The sequence below is a fragment of the Methylohalobius crimeensis 10Ki genome, assembly GCF_000421465.1.
GTDB classification, from domain to species: domain Bacteria; phylum Pseudomonadota; class Gammaproteobacteria; order Methylococcales; family Methylothermaceae; genus Methylohalobius; species Methylohalobius crimeensis.
In genome coordinates, this window is the sequence record NZ_ATXB01000001.1 from 2,703,907 (window position 1) to 2,719,771 (window position 15,865).

A 15,865-nucleotide genomic window follows, 5' to 3' on the forward strand; every position below is an offset into this window, starting at 1 on the left:
TCACGCCGCCGCTTTCTTGCTGCGCCGCCGACGGCTGCGCTTGGACTTGGACTTGGGCTTGGCAGGCGCCAGCGGGGCGATCAATTCCAGGTCGATCTTGCGCTCGTCCAGGTCCACCCGCGCCACCTTGACCCGCACCACGTCACCGGTGCGGTAACGAATGTGGGTGCGCTCTCCGATCAAGCAATGGCGAACCGGGTCGAAGTGATAAAAATCCTGGCCCAGGGTGGAAATATGCACCAATCCTTCGACGAATATGTCCTTGAGTTCCACGAAGAAACCGAAGGAGGTGACCGCCGAGATCACCCCGTCGAATTCCTCGCCCACCTTATCCAGCATATATTCGCATTTGAGCCAGGCGATCACGTCCCAAGAGGCCTCGTCGGCGCGCCGTTCGGTCATGGAACAGTGCTCGCCGATGGTCTTGAGTTCCGACTGGGAGTAGCTAAAATCCTTCGCCTGCCCTCCTTGCAATGCGTGGCGAATGGCGCGATGAACCAGGAGATCGGGGTAACGCCGGATCGGCGAAGTGTAATGGGTGTACCATTCCAGCGCGAGGCCGAAATGGCCTTTTTTCTCGGGGCTGTAGACCGCCTGGGAGAGGGTACGCAGCAGGATGGTCCGGATCAGATGGGCGTCGGGCCGATCGCGCGCCTGCTTGAGCACCGCCATGAAATCTCCCGGCTCGGGCTGATCCCCGCCCGGCAGCTTCAAACCCAGTTCGGCCAGAAACTGACGCACCTCGGCCACCCTATCTTGAGCGGGGCCTTCGTGGATGCGACGCAGATAGGGCATTTTCTTGCGGTCCAGGAAGCGCGCGGTGGCGGCGTTGGCGGCGATCATGCACTCTTCGATCAACTTATGGGCGTCGTTGCGCACCACCGGTTCGATGCGTTCGATCTTGCGCGCTTCTCCGAAGACGATCCGCGCCTCGTCGGTATCGAAATCCATGGTGCCGCGCCGTTCCCGCTCCCGGCGCAGGGCGTGATAAACCCCATATAAATTTTCCAGATGTTCGACCAAATCCCGATATTTCTTGCGCAGGGTGCGATCCTTGTCCACCAGCATGGCCGCCACCTCGGTATAGGTCAGGCGGGCATGGGAGCGCAACACGCCTTCGTAGAATTTGGAACGCACCAGGCGGCCGTCCCGGTCGATCAGCATCTCGCACACCATGCACAGGCGGTCCACCTGGGGATTGAGGGAACAGAGGCCGTTGGATAGGACCTCCGGGAGCATGGGAATCACTTGTTGCGGAAAATACACGGAGTTGCCCCGTTTGAGCGCCTCTTGATCCAGGGCACTACCGGGCCGGACATAGTGGGAGACGTCGGCGATGGCCACTATCAGACGCCAACCCTTGGGGGTCGGCCGGCAATAAACCGCATCGTCGAAATCGCGCGCATCCTCCCCATCGATGGTCACCAGGGGCACATCGCGCAGGTCGACCCTCCCCTGCTTGGCCGCTTCCGGCACTTCCTCGCCGAACTCGCGGGATTCCTCCAATACTTCCTCGGGCCATTGGGACGGAATGCCGAAGGCCCGAATGGCCACTTCGATTTCCATTCCCGGCGCCATGTGCTCCCCCAGCACTTCCACGATCCGTCCGATGGGGCGCCTGCGTCGCGTCGGCTGTTCGACGATGTCGGCCACGACGATTTGATCGGGTTGGACGTCATTCAGGAGTTCTTCGGGAATCAGAATATCCTGGGTGATGCGCTTGTTATCCGGCACCACATAGGCGATGCCGCGCTCGACGAACAAGCGCCCCACCACCCTTTCGTGGCCGCGCTCCAGAATCTCCACGATGCTCCCTTCCCGGCGCCCTCGGCGATCCACCCCGGTCACGCAAGCGACGGCGCGATCGCCGTGAAACACTTGCCGCATTTCCCGCGGCGACAGAAAGAGATCTTCGCCGCCTTCATCCGGGGTCAGGAAACCGAAACCGTCGGGATGCCCGATCACGCGGCCGCTCATCAGATCCTCGCGGTTAATCAAACAATAACGGTCGCGCCGGTTTCGAAGCAGCTGACCGTCCCGGGCCATCGCCTTCAAACGATGCTGCAGGGATTCCAAGTCACTCGCTTCCTCCACGCCCAGGCAATCGGCGATTTCCTCGAAAGCCAGAGGAATCCCTTTTTCTTTAAGCAAGAGAAGAATCGCCTCGCGGCTGGGGATCGGGCGTTCGTATTTTCGGGCCTCGCGTTCGGCGTAAGGGTCCTGAATTTTAAATCGTCGCGAATTTGAAGCGGCCGATTCCTTGGGGAGGCGCTTTCCGCGCTTTTGAGCCGGCGCCTGCCGAGCCCCGGTCTTAGCGGGACGTTTGGTTTTATTTTTGCTTGGGCCGTTTTTCGGATTCCTTGCCATACACACAATTTCTATAATTTGTAATCTCAAGTTGACATCTTAGCACGTAGGCGCTATATTTTCCTTTTATTCGCCGAGGTGGCGGAATTGGTAGACGCGCATGGTTCAGGTCCATGTGGGGGAGACCCCGTGGAGGTTCAAGTCCTCTCCTCGGCACCAATTCCCTGAAAGGGGCGAGCCCGAGAAATCGGACTCGCCCCTTTTTCATTGGTGCCTCACATGCATTTAACTATCCTAAGCGACTCTGCCGGAAAGACTCCGCCGACTCCCGGCTTGCATCGAGGCAATCGCATCCCGCCCGATAAAAAGACGTTTTTATGACGCAAAAAATCCGCCCCGGCCAAAACCGGGGCGGATGATGAGGGAAGGGTTTTCCCTCCTGACAATCAATCAATCAGGCAGGCGGCAGAGAATTGGCAATTTCCAAGGCCTCTTCCAGCTTTTCTCCTGCGCCGGTGAAATCCCCCCGCTTGGTCATGCCGCGAGCCTGGCGCAAACGACCGGACAACCGTTGGATTTTGGCACCGTACGCATCACCGGTGATTTCCTTATAGTACTGCTTAGCTTCGCTGATTTTATTCAGCAACGCATCGGCATCAGTGCCTTCATTGGAAATGGCAATCGCTTCGGTGACCGCCTTTTTGACGTCGGAAATGGCCTGATTAACCCCCTCTGCGGACTCGGCAGCGATCGCACTTGTGGGAGCCATGCCCACCATAGTCCCCGCCGAAGCGGCGATCATGGCAGCGGTCAGTACCTTTCTAATCGTTTTCATCAGTCAAACCCCTTTCGGTGATTCTTATCAAAAAATATAAAATACTATTACTAAGCTTTATGGCAGCTGAATGAGTACAGCCTAAGTGACAGCCATAGCTGTCACACGCTCTAGGATTCTATCACAACCGCGTCATATGCAAAGCCCCCGCTCACCTTCCAGTGCAATAAAATTCCCTCCTCGCCCGGTTCCGCGGCAAACGGCTCGCAGACCCACAAGTCGGCCACCGCGGCCAACTCACCGCGGATAAATATCAACGGCAATCGCGCCCGCGTCCACGGCGGCACCCCCCGTTCCTGAAACAATTTCTTCAAACAACGGCGGCCTTCCCGGCCCGGCAAACGGCACCGTTCGCCGCCTCGTCGATAGCGGATCTGAATACCGCCGCCGCGCCATACCCGTTTGGCGATACCCTCTCCAAAGGCGGGCACGGATTCAAGCTCCCCGCCCCCCGGCAACTTCATGGGCGTGTCTCCATCCCAATCCGCCTGCCAACCGGGCTCGGGAAGGAGCTGCGGCGACAAGGCATACAACCGCCCCCGATAGCGGCGGATTTGACCTTCCGGCCATTCGATCCTGGGCTGCCGATCCGTGGCGGCAGTGACCGCTTCGGTGGCAATTCGCTCAAGCAGCACCTCCGAAGGGCTGCGGAATCCGCGTTGTTTCAACCAAGCCCGCAATAACCAACGGCTCCGGGGCCGATCAAGACCGGCCAGCACGGCTGCATCCAAGCCGCCGCCGGCATCGATCGCCGTTTGTAGAAGCGGCGTCAAGGTCTCGTCCAACAATGCCCGGGCTTCGCCGCAGTGACGGGCGCTGCGGGCGATGGTTCGAGCGCACGCGGGCCAGCGGGCACGGATCAGGGGGAAAATTCGGTGACGCAGATAATTGCGATCGAAAGCCAAATCCCGATTGGCGGGGTCCTCGATCCAATCCAGCCGGCGACTTTCGGCGTAATCGAGCAAGGTTCGCCGGGGCACGTCCAGCAAGGGACGCAGCAACCGCCCGGCGCCCAGTTCGGCCGTGGGTGGCATGCCCGCCAATCCCCCCGGCCCCGCGCCGCGCAACAACTGCAACAGCACCGTTTCGGCTTGATCGTCTTGATGTTGGGCCAGCAGGAGCGCGGCACCGGCTTCCAGCCATTCTTCCCAAGCCCGATAGCGGGCGTTGCGCGCCGCCTCCTCGGGGCTTTCCCCGACGCCGGGACGAGCTTCGACCGACAACACGCGACAGGGAAGACGCAAGCGACCACACACACTTTGACAGTGCTCGGCCCAGCGGCCCGCGTCGGGATGGAGATTGTGGTTGACATGCATGGCACCGAACCTCGCCTCCTTGCTCCCCAGCCGGGCACAGAGATCCAGTAAAACGTGGGAGTCCGCTCCCCCGCTATAGCCAATCCAATAAAAGCTGGCGGGATGCTGCGAAAGGAATCGCCTTAAACCGCCCAGCAAGCCGGTCATGCGGATTCTTCGGTATACACTCCGTAACTCATCAATCGTTGGTAGCGCTCATCGAGCAGGCGGGGCAAAGGGGTTCGCTCCAACTGCTGCAGGTGCTTGAGCAGCACTTCCTTGATATTGGCGGCCGATTGCTTTTTGTCCCGATGAGCGCCGCCCAAGGGTTCCGGAATCACATCGTCGATCAGGCTCAATTCCTCCAACCGCCGGTAAGTGATACCCATGGCTTCGGCGGCCAATTCCGCCTTGTCGGCGCTTTTCCAAAGGATGGAGGCACAGCCCTCCGGCGAAATCACCGAATAGGTGCTGAATTCGAGCATCAACAACCGATCCCCCACTCCGATCGCCAGCGCACCTCCCGAACCGCCCTCGCCGATCACCGTGCACAGGATGGGGGTCTTGAGTTGCGCCATCACGAACAGATTGCGGGCGATGGCCTCGCTCTGCCCCCGCTCCTCGGCGTCGATGCCCGGATAGGCACCGGGGGTGTCGATAAAGGTGATGACCGGCAGCCGAAAGCGTTCCGCCATCTGCATCAAACGCTGCGCCTTGCGGTAACCCTCCGGTTTGGGCATGCCGAAATTGCGGTGAATCTTTTCCTTGGTGTCGCGGCCCTTCTGGTGACCGATCACCATCACCGGGCGACCTTCCAAGCGGGCCGGACCGCCCACGATGGCCGCGTCGTCGGCGAACGCGCGATCCCCGTGCAATTCGTGGAAATCGGTAAAGATTTGCTGAATATAATCCAGCGTGTAGGGCCTTAGGGGGTGCCTCGACAACTGGGAGATCTGCCATGCCGACAAGGAAGAAAAGATCGATGCGGTCAACTTCCGGCTTTTTTCCTCCAGCCGGTTGATCTCTTCGGAAATATTGATTTCGTTGTCGAAGCCGACGCGGCGGAGCTCTTCGACTTTTGCCTCCAGCTCGGCGATCGGCTGTTCAAAGTCCAGGTAATTTAGATTCATGACGTCGTGAAGATCTCTTCCAAGAAATTTTGCATGGCGACCCAGGAGCGCCGGTCGGCGACCGGATTATAGACGGTACCGAAATCCGGGTCGTTCGCGATCGGGTTGGTAAAAGCGTGCATGGTCTGCCCGTAGGCATGCACCTGCCAATCGGCGCCGGCTTCGGTCAGTTCCCGCTCCAGCGCCACCACATCCTCGACCGGGGCCATGGGATCGTCGTGGCCGTGGAGCACCAGAACCTTGGCCCGGATTCGATTGCCTTGGGTGTTTTCCGGCGGTTTCAGCAAACCGTGGAAACTGACCACCCCGTTCAAATCCGCGCCGGTGCGGGCCAAATCCAAAACGCACAAGCCCCCGAAGCAATAACCGATGGCGGCCACCCGATTGTTATCCACCATTTCCTGCCCGCGCAAGGTATCCAGGGCCAACAGCATGCGCCGCTGCAGCAACGCCCGATCCTCCAGAAAGGGTTGGATCAAGCGGGTATTTTCCTCGCGACCCGACCCCAAGCGGGCATCACCGAACAGATCCAGGGCAAATCCCACGTACCCCTGGGCCGCCAAGGCCTCGGCCTTGGTGCAGACAAATGTTTCCCGGCCGCCCCACATATGGGAGATCAGCACCGCCGGCATTGGTTCGGCAATGGCGTCATCCCAGGCCAAAAACCCCAATAGACGAACGTCGCCATCGAAATACGCCACTTCCCGGGTCTGAATGGTCATCTCTCTTCCTCCCAATTCGATTCTGTCGATTCCGGTTCAAGGGTGATGGAACAAGCAACCGAGGTGGAATTCCGCTTACCGGGTGATGAAATCGTATACGGTAATGCGGTCCACCAAGGGCTGCATCGCTTCGATCACCTCCAAATGCTTGGGGTGACGCATGTAATCGTAAAGCGCTTGGCGGTTCTCCAAGGTCACCACCACCCCCACCTGAAAAGGTTCGCCGTCGGCATGCTCCTCTCCCGGCCGGGCCGGCCCGACGCTATAATCCACCACCCCGGGCAAATCGACCAATCGTTTGCTCAAGGCCATGAAGCGGCCCACTTGGTCGGGTTGCTTCAACCAGACGATGACCACGTGTTTGAGCTGGCCGGATTTGGCCAAACTGCCGGACCACGCGGTTCCCCACCAGCCGATGGACAGGCACAGCAACACAAGCATGAATCGACGCATCATCAGGGCTCCTCTCGTTGAAGTTGTGCCTGCAAATGCCTCAGCAACCCTTCGCAGGCATCTTCGATCATATCCATCACCCGTTCGAAACCGGCCTCCCCGCCGTAATAGGGATCGGGCACATGACGGCTTTCCAGATGGGGGGCGAAATCGAGCAGATACCGCATTTTGCCCCGGTGACGTTCGGCACAAGTAAACAGAAGCGTATCGTAGTTGTGCTCGTCCATCACCAGAATCAGATCGAATTCATCGAAATCCCCCCCGTCCACCTGACGGGCACGCAGACGACTCAAATCGATGCCGCGGGCGAAAGCGGTTTGGACAGCGCGCGAATCCGGCGATTTACCCACGTGATAAGCATGGGTTCCGGCTGAATCGATCAAAACCTGATCGGCCAGATCGTGTATTTCCAATAGACGCTGAAACACCCCTTCCGCGAGGGGGGACCGGCAGATATTGCCCATGCAAACAAACAAGACTCGAATCATCTCGCACCTCGATTCGCATTTTCAGCCTCGCGCTCCCGCAGCCGGTCCGCCACTCGGGAGATATCCGCCGGCGTATCCACCCCCGCCTCGGGCGCGTGGGACACCGTCACCACGAAAATCTTTTCACCCTGCCACAGGACCCGCAATTGTTCAAGCGCTTCCACTTTCTCCAGCGGCGCGGGCGACCAATTCACATACCGATGCAGCAACCCCGCCCGATAGGCGTAAACCCCGATGTGGCGCCAATGGATCTCGTCCGGCACCCGGGGCGGTGATTGGGCGAAACCGTCCCGGCACCAGGGGATCGGTGCCCGGCTGAAGTAGAGGGCACAGCCGTCGTTATCCATCACCACCTTGACCGCATGGGGACTGAACACCTCCTCGGCGGTGGCGGGCGTGGCCAGAGTCGCCATCACCGCCCGGGGATGGCCGGCCAACGATTCGGCCAAATGATGGACCAGCTCGGGCGCCAGAAGCGGCTCGTCACCCTGCCAATTGACCACGATCTCATCTTCGCGCCAACCCATCCGCCGCACCACCTCCTGAATCCGCTCGGTGCCGCTGGCATGGGCTGTATCGGTCAGAATCGCGGTCACGCCCGCGGTTTCGGCCGCCGCCCCGATGCGCTCGTCATCGGTGGCCACGACCACCGCTTCCGCTCCCGCCTGGAGAGCCTGTTCGCAGACATGGGCGATCATCGGGCGACCGGCCAATTCCAGCAGGGGCTTTCCGGGCAAACGGGATGAAGCGTAACGGGCCGGAATGACCACTTTGAAGGCAGTCATGGCAGCCGATCGTATTCTTCCAGGCTAAGCTTGCGCGCTTCTTCCTCGAGCATCACCGGAATGTCGTCCCGGATGGGATAGGCCAGCCGATCCGCCTTGCAGATCAACTCCTGAGCCTCGGCGTCGTAGATCAATTCGCCCTTGCAAACCGGGCAGACCAAAATATCCAGCAACTTGTTATCCATCGATTAAATTTTCCCCAGATAATTATTCCCCAGTGGCGTTTTGGGTGGCGAAGGAAATATGGGTCAGCTGCAGCTGGCGGGCGGCGTCCAGCACCCGAATCACCGCCTGATGGGAGGCTCTCCGATCGGCGGAGATCACCACCACGGGCCGAGCATCTTCCTTCAGGGCTTCACGCAAGGCTTTTTTGAGGGTCTCGATGCGGGAATTGACCAACTCGTGTCGATCGATGTAGTACCGACCGCTTGCGTCGATGGCCACCTCGAGCACCTGACGCTTGGTCCGCTGCTGACTTTGGGCTTCGGGCAATTCGATCTTGAGCTCCGAATCCCGTTCGAAACTGGTGGTCACCATGAAAAAAATCAGCAGCAAAAACACCACATCGATCATCGGCGTCAGGCTCAGGTCGATCCGCTCCCGGCGATGACGGCGAAAATTCATGCATCGGCCTCCGCGGATTGCTTCACATAGCTCGCGGAAGATGCTTCGGAGCTTTCCAAATCCGATGTGTCTTGTTCGCTATGCATGATTTCGATGAATCGCAGGGCTTCGTTTTCCATTCCCAAGACCAATTCATCCACCCGCGCCTGAAAATAGCGATGAAAAATCAGCGTCGGTATCGCCACCGAAAGCCCGGTCGCGGTGGTAATCAGGGCCTCCGAAATACCGCCGGCCAGGACTTTGGGGTCTCCCACCCCGAGCGTGGTAATGGCGGAAAATACTTTAATCATCCCCAGCACCGTACCCAACAGTCCCAAAAGCGGCGTGATCGAGGCAATGGTGCCCAGGGAGTTGAGAAACCGCTCCAGTTCATGCGCCACCTGACGGCCGGCGTCTTCGATGGCTTCCTTCATCACCTCCCGACCGTAGTGGTAGTTGGCCAATCCCGCCGCCAGGACCGCGCCCAAGGGCGAAGACGTTTGCAGATGCCGCAAATGGGTCGAATCCAACTGCCGTTTGCGGTACAGTTGCCATACCTGAGCGACCAGGCGAGGCGGAAGAATGCGCTTGGGTCGGAGGCTCCAGAAACGCTCGCAGATAATTGCCGTGGCCAGAACCGAACACGCCAGAATCGGCCACATCAAAAAACCGCCGGCCTTGATGATTTCCAGCACCGTATTCCCCTTACATCGTAAAAATAAGAATTGTACTCCATCCCTTCCTTAGACTCGAAGCCTTAGCGAGCCGCGACCATTATTCCCGTAATCCACTCGCCCGCCGGTAAACATCGGAACCACAGACAGACGCGCCATAGAGTGCCAGGATTTGTCATAATAGGCGGAAGGAAAATCCGTCTTTTTAAATCTAGCAAAACAACACTCCATGACCAGCCACAGAACCTCCAAGCCCAAACCGCTGGTAGGCGTCATCATGGGTTCCAAGTCGGATTGGGATACCATGCGCCATACCGGCGATATGCTCGAGCAATTGTCCGTTCCCTTTGAAGTACAGGTGGTCTCGGCGCACCGCACCCCCGACCTCCTGTTCGAATACGCAACCCATGCCAAAGAACGCGGACTGGCAGTGATCATCGCCGGCGCCGGCGGCGCCGCCCACCTGCCGGGCATGGTGGCCGCCAAATCGACGCTGCCGGTTCTGGGCGTGCCGGTGCAATCGCGGACCTTGAACGGCCTCGACTCCCTGTTGTCCATCGTGCAAATGCCGGCCGGCATTCCGGTGGGAACGCTCGCCATCGGCAAGGCGGGAGCAACCAACGCCGCCTTATTGGCGGCGGCCATCCTGGCCAATCACCATCCCGAGATCGCCGCCGCGCTGGATACTTTCCGCCACCGCCAGACCGAAGCGGTATTGACGCACCCCGACCCTCGGGAGGAACGCTCATGACCACCATCGGAATCATCGGCGGCGGCCAACTGGCGCGGATGCTGGCATTGGCCGGCTATCCCCTGGGGCTTCGATTTGTCGTGTTAGACCCGGCTCCCGACCCTTGCGCCGCCCAGCTATGCGAACATATCCAAGCTCCCTACGACGATCCGGACGCGCTGGATCGTTTGGCGGAGCGCTGCGACGTCATCACCTACGAATTCGAGAACGTCTCCTTGAAAGGACTCGAACGACTGAGCGCCCAGGCGGTCATTCACCCGCCCCTTGCGGCGCTGGCGGAAAGTCAGGACCGGTTGCGGGAAAAAACCCTTTTTCAGAAGCTGGATATCCCCACTCCGCGATTTTTCGCCATCGACAACCGCCAGGATCTGGAAAACGCCCCCCAAATCCTGGGCTGGCCATTTTTGCTCAAAACCCGCCGCTTCGGCTACGACGGCAAGGGCCAGGCACTGATCCGCACCACCGCCGACATGGAAGCGGCGTGGGAAACATTGGCGGAACAGGCGCTGATCGGAGAAAGCTTCGTGCCTTTCCAGCGGGAACTTTCGATCATCGCCGTCCGGAGCCGAAGCGGACGGACCACCTTCTATCCCGTGAGCGAGAACGTGCATAAAAACGGCATTCTGCATCTGAGCCGCAGCCGCCCGAACGATTCCCAAACCGGCCAGGCCGAAAGCCATATCCGGCGACTGCTGGAACATCTCGATTACGTGGGCGTCCTGGCGCTCGAACTTTTCGACGTGCACGGCCGCCTGCTCGCCAACGAAATGGCGCCCCGGGTTCATAACTCGGGCCACTGGACCATCGAAGGCGCGGAAACCAGCCAATTCGAGAATCACCTGCGAGCGATCTTGGATCTCCCTTTGGGCAGCACCGAGCCGGTCGGCTACGCCGCCCTGGTCAATTTCATCGGGATGCTGCCGAATTTGACCGATGTCCTGGAACAAGCCGGCGTCCACGGCCACTATTACGCCAAGGCCGAACGACCGGGACGCAAAGTGGGTCATACCACCGTACGCGCGGATGCTGAAAACACGCTGGAGGACCGCCTCCATCATTTGCTGGGACAGTTGCCTTAAATTCCACACGAGGTGCCGCTATGGCCGATCCACTCGAAGAACCGCGAAACCGCATCCAGATCGAGCGCTTGGTCGGGCCGGAGCGTTCCCATAGAGCCGCTCCGGAGACGCCTCCTTGGTATCGATCTAGGCGGCTGCAGATATTCGCCATCGCGACTTCGCTCGTTTTGCTGATCGGCTTGGCGGTGGTTTTTCTGCGCCCACCCATCTATCGCGCCAGCGCCTCGCTGTTGACCACCTCGCCTCCGGCCGCCGATCACACCGAAACCATCGTCGACCCCCAACATGTAGCCATCCAGCAGGTCCTGCTCACCGGCCAGCCGCTGCTGGTGGAAACCCGGGAACGGTTGGAAGGGGAAGGCTTCCTGTCGTCGTTGGAACTGGACCCGGAAGATCTCAAAAACATGCTCGCCGTCCATCCCACTCCCGACACCAATCTGGTGGAATTGCGCGCCGAGGGCCCCAAGCGGGATTTGCTCGCCCCCCTGGTCAACACCTGGATCGATGTCTATATGGCGACCCGGGCGCGTGAAATCCAGGCCACCACCGGCGCCACCCTGGCGGCACTGAACGAACAGTTGACCGCATTGGACGAAAAAATCGCCGCCAAGCACCGGGAACTGGAGACGTTTCGGCAACGCTACGATATCGCCTCCCTGGAACGCAGCGAAAACGATGTGTTGGCGCGCCTTCGAGGATTGAACGAAACCATGAACCAGGTGAGCGAAGAAGCGGTCAAAGCCAAAGCGCGCGTGGAGGCCATCCGCGAAGCCATCGCCGCCGACAAGCCGGTGGTTCCCGACAGCGAGGAGCGCGTGCTGGCCACCTTGGTTTCGCGCGCCCAGGCACTGCGGGAAGAATTGACCGCCCTCAAGCAGCGTTTCACGCCCGACTACATTCGCCTCAACCCCGCTTACAGCAAGGTCCCCGAGCAACTTCGGGAAGTCGAGGACAAAATTCGGAAGCTGGTGGGCGAGGGACAGCAAGTGGTCCTGACCCAGGCCGAGCAGGCGTATGCCAGCGCCCGGCAAGCGGTGGCGGAAACCCGGCGCCAATTGGACGAACACAAACAATTGGCGTCGGAATTCAGCACCCGCTTCGCTCAGCACGAAACCTTGGTTAAAGAATTGGAGCAAATGGAAGAACGCCAACGGGAGTTCCAGGACCGCATCACCCAATTGGAAGTCAAGCAGTCGGCAAAATATCCCCCGGTGGAAGTGGTCGAACGCGCGTACCGCCCGAAAAACCCGGTCCGGCCTCATTACTGGCGGGATGCGGGTTGGGTCGTCGCCGCCTCGGTGGGGTTCGGGCTGCTGGCGGTCTGGTTGGCGGAATATCTGACCCGCCAGGAAACCGATTCAGCCAACGGAGCCGGCGGAGAAACCCGCCTGACCCTGGCCGGAGTCCACGTCTACGCGAAGCCTGAAACCTCGAATCTGTTGAACCGGGCGGTGCAAGATCAGGCAATTCTGGAAGAAGCGAGCCCGCCGCCCCAACTGGAAACCCCTTTCCCCCGGGAACTGAGCCGCGACGAACTGGAATCCTTGCTCGCCAACGCCGACCTGCGCACCCGCCAATCCATCGCGCTACTGCTTAGCGGGCTGACGCCGGACGAGACGCTCCGCCTGAACGCCGCTCACCTCGATCTCAGCCAGGACAAGCTTTTCCCCCCGCCGCCCCATCGCCGCGCCCTGTCCCTGGCTCCCCGCCTGAAAACCTGGTTGGCGGCCAGCGGCGGCGCGCCCTTGGTCCCCGCAGCCGAGGAAGAACTGGCCAAACTGATCTATCTGGCCGCGGTCGAAGCCGGACTGAGGGGCGGGGAAACCATCACCCCCGAAGCGATTCGTCACACCTATTTGCTCTATATCGTCCGCCAGGGCCTGAAACTGGCCGAGTTGGAAAATATCGCCGGTCCCATGCCCCTCACGGAATTGTCCGCCTACGGCCGTTTGGCGCCCCCGGCAGCCACACATTCCCTGGATGAGATTCAACAAATTCATCCTTGTCTGCGAATCTGAAATGACCGATACCTGTTCCCCGCCACGCCACGATTTTCCACCCGAACAGCGCGAACCGGCGCCGCACTCCTTTCAGTGGCGCACGCTGATCCGCATGGCCCTGCATCACAAGGGCAAACTGCTCGGCGCCCAGGCAATCGCCCTGCTGGCGGCCTTGGCGGCGGTGCCGGTGCCTCTATTGATCCCCACCTTGGTGGACGAAGTCCTGCTCGACCACGCCGGTCCGGTGACTGCCTTCATCGATCGTTGGCTCCCCGATCACTGGCTTCCCCCGGCCTGGCAGGGGGCGGTATGGTACATCGCGGTGATCCTGGGCGTCTCCTTTCTGCTGCGCCTGACCGCCTTGATATTCAACGTCTGGCAGACGCGGCAATTCACCGAAATTTCCAAGCATGTCATCTACCGTTTGCGGACCGACCTGATCCGGCGGCTGGAAAGGGTTTCCATGGCCGAATACGAAACCCTGGGGAGCGGCACCGTGGTCACCCACCTGGTCACCGACCTGGACACCCTGGATCATTTCCTGGGCACCACCATCAGCCGTTCCCTGATCGCTTCGCTGACCATTATCGGGACGGCCGCCATCCTGCTCTGGATTCACTGGCCCCTGGCGCTGTTCATCCTCTGCCTGAATCCGGTGGTGATCTACTTCACCAAGGCCCTGGGAGGCAAGGTCAAACGGTTCAAGAAACAGGAAAACACCGCCCTGGAGGCCTTCCAACAGGCGCTGACCGAAACCCTGGACGCGATCCAGCAGATTCGCGCCGGCAATCGCGAACACTTCTATTTCGGCCGCCTGACCGAGCGGGCCCGGAACGTCAAAACCCATGCCGCCAATTACGCCTGGAAAAGCGATAGCCTGAACCGTCTCAGTTTCGTGGTGTTCCTTCACGGCGTGGACTTGTTCCGCGCCACCGCCATGCTGATGGTGGTATTCTCCGATCTGACCATCGGGCAAATGCTGGCGGTCTTCGGTTATTTGTGGTTCATGATGTCCCCGGTCCAGGAATTGCTCGGCATCCAATACGCTTTCTACAGCGCCCAGGCCGCCCTGACCCGCATCAATCGCCTCCTGGTTCTGAAGCAGGAACCTCGTTACCCCCACCGGATCAATCCGTTTCGGAGCAAGCGCACCGTGGGCGTGACGGTGGAAGATCTGCATTTTTCCTACGGCAGCGGCCCGGACGTCCTGCAAGGGGTCGGCCTCCACATTCGCCCAGGGGAAAAAGTCGCCTTGGTGGGCGCCAGCGGCGGTGGCAAATCGACTCTGATCCAGGTACTGATCGGACTTTATCTTCCCAGCCGGGGAATGGTCTACTACGACCGCGTCCCGGTCACCGACATCGGCATGGACGTGGTGCGCGAACACGTGGTGACGGTACTGCAGCACCCCGTCCTGCTCAACGATTCCATTCGCGCCAATCTCACCTTGGGCCGCCTCCATGCCGACAAGGATCTCTGGCGCGCTCTGAGCATCGCCCAGTTGCAAGATACGGTCGCGTCCCTGCCCGAGGGGTTGGACACGGTGGTCGGTCGGGCCGGCATCCGCCTGTCGGGAGGGCAGCGCCAACGCCTGGCCATCGCCCGGATGATCTTGAGCGACCCCAAAGTGGTGATTCTGGACGAGGCCACCTCCGCCCTCGATACGGACACCGAACAACGCCTCCATCAGGCTTTGAGCGAATTCCTCAAACAGCGCACCACCATTATCGTCGCTCATCGCCTAAGCGCGGTCAGACAGGCGGATCGGGTCTATGTCTTCGAAGACGGCCGGATCTGCGAACAGGGGGAACACGAACATCTCCTGGCTTATAATGGTCTCTATGCCAAACTCTACGGCGAATATCAGCAGGCTTGATTTTGATTTCCATCTATGACTTTCACTGCCACTCCAGCGCCTCCGACGGCGCCTTGACGCCCCGGGAACTGGTCCGCCGCGCCGCCGGAAACGGCGTCCGCCATCTGGCGCTGACCGACCACGATACCGTCGCGGGAATCGATGAGGCCCAAGCCACGGCCGACGCATTCGACATCGAACTCGTTCCCGGGGTGGAAATCTCGGTCACCTGGGAAAGCAAATGCTTCCACGTCCTCGGTCTCTACGTGGATCCGGAATCCGAACCGTTGCGCAGGGGACTCGGCCAATTGCAGCGTATACGGATCGAACGCGCCGAGCGGATGGCGGCCCGGTTGGCCAAACACGGGATTCCAGGCGCACTCGAGGCGGTCCGGACCATGGCCGGCGAGGGCATGATCACCCGCACCCATTTTGCCCGCTTCCTGGTGGCACAAGGTTTTGCCGAAACCGTGTCGGACGTATTCGGTCATTACCTGGTACATGGCAAACCCGGCTACGTCAACACCCGCTGGGCCGAGCTGGAGGCCGCCCTGGATTGGATTTCCACCGCCGGGGGCGTGGCCGTCCTCGCCCATCCCCTACGTTACCGGCTGACCGCCAGCTGGTTGCGGCGCTTTCTGACCGCCTTCCAAAGCCACGGCGGGCAAGGAATCGAAGTGGTATGCGGCAACAGCACAACGGCGCAGATCGAAACCGCCGCCGACTACGCCCGCCGCTACCGGCTGCTGGGTTCGGTGGGTTCGGATTTCCACGACCCGGCGTTTCCCTGGATCGATCTGGGGCGCTTGCCCCCCCTCCCTCCCGGAATAACGCCGGTATGGGAGGCGTTCGCCCCCACCCACGCGGCGGCGAACGCTTGAAGGTGCG

General features: G+C 60.4%; 16 protein-coding genes and 1 tRNA gene. 6 read left to right on the forward strand and 11 right to left on the reverse strand.

Features of this window, described 5'->3' with window-relative positions; genetic code table 11:
- Window positions 1-2,367, reverse strand: coding sequence for a ribonuclease R (gene rnr, locus H035_RS19715; RefSeq protein ID WP_022949454.1), 2,367 nt, complete (start codon window positions 2,365-2,367; stop codon window positions 1-3).
- 72 nt (window positions 2,368-2,439) lie between these two features.
- Here rnr and H035_RS0113265 point away from each other — a divergent pair.
- Window positions 2,440-2,526: transfer RNA gene (locus tag H035_RS0113265), tRNA-Leu, on the forward strand.
- A 235-nt stretch (window positions 2,527-2,761) separates the two neighbouring features.
- Here H035_RS0113265 and H035_RS0113270 read toward each other — a convergent pair.
- From H035_RS0113270 to H035_RS19730, 10 genes are all read right to left on the reverse strand, one after another.
- Window positions 2,762-3,142, reverse strand: coding sequence for a hypothetical protein (locus H035_RS0113270; protein ID WP_152486027.1), 381 nt, complete (start codon window positions 3,140-3,142; stop codon window positions 2,762-2,764).
- 110 nt (window positions 3,143-3,252) lie between these two features.
- Window positions 3,253-4,605 (reverse strand): tRNA lysidine(34) synthetase TilS, encoded by a 1,353-nt coding sequence (gene tilS / locus H035_RS19720; RefSeq protein WP_022949456.1) that lies wholly within the window; start codon window positions 4,603-4,605, stop codon window positions 3,253-3,255.
- Complete coding sequence (gene accA / locus H035_RS0113280) at window positions 4,602-5,567, reverse strand: acetyl-CoA carboxylase carboxyl transferase subunit alpha (RefSeq protein ID WP_022949457.1); 966 nt, start codon at window positions 5,565-5,567, stop codon at window positions 4,602-4,604. The genes tilS and accA overlap by 4 nt, the downstream gene beginning before the upstream one ends.
- Entirely contained in the window at window positions 5,564-6,289 is a 726-nt protein-coding gene (locus H035_RS0113285; protein WP_022949458.1) for a dienelactone hydrolase family protein, read from the reverse strand. The genes accA and H035_RS0113285 overlap by 4 nt, the downstream gene beginning before the upstream one ends.
- Window positions 6,290-6,364: 75 nt before the next feature.
- Window positions 6,365-6,745 (reverse strand): Dabb family protein, encoded by a 381-nt coding sequence (locus H035_RS0113290; protein ID WP_022949459.1) that lies wholly within the window; start codon window positions 6,743-6,745, stop codon window positions 6,365-6,367.
- Window positions 6,745-7,230 carry a low molecular weight protein-tyrosine-phosphatase gene (locus tag H035_RS0113295; protein WP_022949460.1) on the reverse strand — a complete coding sequence of 162 codons (486 nt, stop codon included), beginning with the start codon at window positions 7,228-7,230 and terminating at the stop codon, window positions 6,745-6,747. Before H035_RS0113295 ends, H035_RS0113290 begins: the two co-directional genes overlap by 1 nt.
- A complete protein-coding gene (kdsB, locus tag H035_RS19725) occupies window positions 7,227-8,015 on the reverse strand; it encodes a 3-deoxy-manno-octulosonate cytidylyltransferase (protein WP_022949461.1) in 789 nt (262 codons plus the stop codon). Before kdsB ends, H035_RS0113295 begins: the two co-directional genes overlap by 4 nt.
- A complete protein-coding gene (locus H035_RS0113305) occupies window positions 8,012-8,200 on the reverse strand; it encodes a Trm112 family protein (protein WP_022949462.1) in 189 nt (62 codons plus the stop codon). The genes kdsB and H035_RS0113305 overlap by 4 nt, the downstream gene beginning before the upstream one ends.
- A gap of 22 nt (window positions 8,201-8,222) precedes the next feature.
- The gene (locus tag H035_RS0113310; protein ID WP_022949463.1) at window positions 8,223-8,639 is read right to left on the reverse strand and encodes an ExbD/TolR family protein; all 417 of its coding nucleotides are present in this window, start codon (window positions 8,637-8,639) and stop codon (window positions 8,223-8,225) included.
- Window positions 8,636-9,313: a MotA/TolQ/ExbB proton channel family protein gene (locus H035_RS19730; RefSeq protein ID WP_022949464.1), complete on the reverse strand. Its 678-nt coding sequence runs from the start codon at window positions 9,311-9,313 to the stop codon at window positions 8,636-8,638. Before H035_RS19730 ends, H035_RS0113310 begins: the two co-directional genes overlap by 4 nt.
- A gap of 208 nt (window positions 9,314-9,521) precedes the next feature.
- Between H035_RS19730 and purE the strand changes: the two genes are divergently transcribed.
- The 5 genes from purE to H035_RS19740 are packed head-to-tail and all read left to right on the forward strand — an operon-like array spanning window position 9,522 to window position 15,858.
- Complete coding sequence (gene purE, locus H035_RS0113320) at window positions 9,522-10,043, forward strand: 5-(carboxyamino)imidazole ribonucleotide mutase (RefSeq protein WP_022949465.1); 522 nt, start codon at window positions 9,522-9,524, stop codon at window positions 10,041-10,043.
- Window positions 10,040-11,122, forward strand: coding sequence for a 5-(carboxyamino)imidazole ribonucleotide synthase (locus H035_RS0113325; RefSeq protein ID WP_022949466.1), 1,083 nt, complete (start codon window positions 10,040-10,042; stop codon window positions 11,120-11,122). The genes purE and H035_RS0113325 overlap by 4 nt, the downstream gene beginning before the upstream one ends.
- Before the next feature lie 20 nt (window positions 11,123-11,142).
- Entirely contained in the window at window positions 11,143-13,140 is a 1,998-nt protein-coding gene (locus H035_RS19735) for a GumC family protein (protein ID WP_022949467.1), read from the forward strand.
- Window position 13,141: 1 nt separating this feature from the next.
- Window positions 13,142-14,998 (forward strand): ABC transporter ATP-binding protein, encoded by a 1,857-nt coding sequence (locus H035_RS0113335; protein ID WP_022949468.1) that lies wholly within the window; start codon window positions 13,142-13,144, stop codon window positions 14,996-14,998.
- Between the two features lie 2 nt (window positions 14,999-15,000).
- Window positions 15,001-15,858, forward strand: coding sequence for a PHP domain-containing protein (locus H035_RS19740; protein ID WP_040575050.1), 858 nt, complete (start codon window positions 15,001-15,003; stop codon window positions 15,856-15,858).
- Window positions 15,859-15,865 lie beyond the last annotated feature (7 nt).

Coding starts and splice junctions, on each gene's coding strand:
- H035_RS0113325 (WP_022949466.1), top strand. CDS start 10,040: ATGACCACCATCGGAATCATCGGCGGCGGCCAACTGGCGCGGATGCTG.
- H035_RS0113270 (WP_152486027.1), bottom strand. CDS start 3,142: ATGAAAACGATTAGAAAGGTACTGACCGCTGCCATGATCGCCGCTTCG.
- H035_RS0113285 (WP_022949458.1), bottom strand. CDS start 6,289: ATGACCATTCAGACCCGGGAAGTGGCGTATTTCGATGGCGACGTTCGT.
- H035_RS19735 (WP_022949467.1), top strand. CDS start 11,143: ATGGCCGATCCACTCGAAGAACCGCGAAACCGCATCCAGATCGAGCGC.
- H035_RS0113290 (WP_022949459.1), bottom strand. CDS start 6,745: ATGATGCGTCGATTCATGCTTGTGTTGCTGTGCCTGTCCATCGGCTGG.
- tilS (WP_022949456.1), bottom strand. CDS start 4,605: ATGACCGGCTTGCTGGGCGGTTTAAGGCGATTCCTTTCGCAGCATCCC.
- H035_RS0113305 (WP_022949462.1), bottom strand. CDS start 8,200: ATGGATAACAAGTTGCTGGATATTTTGGTCTGCCCGGTTTGCAAGGGC.
- H035_RS0113310 (WP_022949463.1), bottom strand. CDS start 8,639: ATGAATTTTCGCCGTCATCGCCGGGAGCGGATCGACCTGAGCCTGACG.
- H035_RS0113335 (WP_022949468.1), top strand. CDS start 13,142: ATGACCGATACCTGTTCCCCGCCACGCCACGATTTTCCACCCGAACAG.
- rnr (WP_022949454.1), bottom strand. CDS start 2,367: ATGGCAAGGAATCCGAAAAACGGCCCAAGCAAAAATAAAACCAAACGT.
- accA (WP_022949457.1), bottom strand. CDS start 5,567: ATGAATCTAAATTACCTGGACTTTGAACAGCCGATCGCCGAGCTGGAG.
- kdsB (WP_022949461.1), bottom strand. CDS start 8,015: ATGACTGCCTTCAAAGTGGTCATTCCGGCCCGTTACGCTTCATCCCGT.
- H035_RS0113295 (WP_022949460.1), bottom strand. CDS start 7,230: ATGATTCGAGTCTTGTTTGTTTGCATGGGCAATATCTGCCGGTCCCCC.
- purE (WP_022949465.1), top strand. CDS start 9,522: ATGACCAGCCACAGAACCTCCAAGCCCAAACCGCTGGTAGGCGTCATC.